The following is a 1,319-nucleotide window of genomic DNA, read 5'->3' as shown; positions in this document are numbered from 1 at the left end:
TAAGAGCTATCTTTTTTACTACATACATAGTAGTCATAACGTATAGAAGGATCTTTTTTAGAAGTGTGACCTTGCTTTACTAACATCTTGCTACCGCAGCAAGCACAATTTAAAAGACCAGTTAGAAGTGCATTATTACTAGTTCCAGTACCTAATCTAGAGATTTTTTTACTCTTATTCTTATTAATCAAAGACTGAATAGCCAACCAATCATTAGCATTTATAATCCCTGCATGCTTTGCCACAGCTGCAATCCATTCAGACTTATCTCTATCAGTAGCTATATTCTTAGTTTTATTATAAGTCAAATATCCATGACCATTAGGATCTCCAAAGACATTAATCCCTTGGAGTTTTAAAAAATTATGAGTTTCTTCTGAAGACTTAACATAAATAGGACTAGTTAAAATTCTATTTACCTGAGTAGCAGCCCATTCGCCTTCATTTTTACCCTTTATACCAGAAAGATTTAAGAATTTAACTACTTGAGATATGGACTTAAGCTGCAAATACTTCGAAAAGATTAACTTAACAATTTCAGTTTCCTCAAGAATAGGCGAGAGCTTCATAAGACTTCGTTCCTTAAGTTCTTCATCTATATAAACTATTTTCTCAGCTGAAAAACCTAAAGGCTCCTGACCTCCAAGCTAGCGACCAGTTTTAGCAAGTTGAAGCATATTATCCCTAACACGCTCGGCAATTGTTTCACGCTCTAATTGAGCAAAAACACTAGATATATAAACCATAGCTCTCCCCATAGGAGTAGTAGTATCAAATTGTTCCTTAATAGATACAAAAGCTACATTATGCTTTTGCAATAACTCAAGAGTAATAGAAAAATCCGCCACATTTCTTGAAATTCTATCAAGTCTATAGCAAATAAGGATATCTACTTTATTTGCTTTAACATCCTTTAATAACTCTTGAAATTTAGGTCTGTTAGTATTACCACCTGAAAAGCCCTCATCCTCATAAATAAGAAACTTCGGAGCCTTTTCATCAAAATGCTTGGTAGTATACTCCTTACAAAGCTCTATTTGATTCTCTATAGATTCACCTTTACCAGTAAAAACAGACTTACGAGAATATATTGCGGCAATCATTAGCATTACCTCCTCATACAAAAGATAAATTTTATATATTTGATTATTAAAACAATGTATTTATAAACTCAAAGTAGAATAATATCTAAAATTAAGCATTTTGTAGTATTCTATTTAAAATTTATTCTATTAATAACTAGGAAATAGATTATTTAGAAGTTATTTATTAGATAAAAAGAAAAAGCATGAAAGAAAGCTAAAATTAAGGCATATTAA

2 protein-coding genes are annotated in these 1,319 nt (G+C 31.2%); both read right to left on the bottom strand.

The features are described from left to right. On the bottom strand, positions 1–569 hold a 569-nt coding region (locus BUB01_RS23930), incomplete at its 3' end, for a recombinase family protein (RefSeq protein WP_341423338.1). A 78-nt stretch (positions 570–647) separates the two neighbouring features. Further along, entirely contained in the window at positions 648–1,103 is a 456-nt protein-coding gene (locus BUB01_RS23925; protein WP_072993983.1) for a recombinase family protein, read from the bottom strand. Between the last annotated feature and the right edge of the window lie 216 nt (positions 1,104–1,319).

It is taken from the genome of Clostridium cavendishii DSM 21758, from assembly GCF_900141845.1.
Lineage (GTDB): Bacteria > Bacillota > Clostridia > Clostridiales > Clostridiaceae > Clostridium_AG > Clostridium_AG cavendishii.
The sequence above is the reverse complement of the archived record's forward strand: the minus strand, read 5'-3'. Positions and strand labels throughout refer to the sequence as shown.

Coding starts and splice junctions, on each gene's coding strand:
- BUB01_RS23925 (WP_072993983.1), bottom strand. CDS start 1,103: ATGATTGCCGCAATATATTCTCGTAAGTCTGTTTTTACTGGTAAAGGT.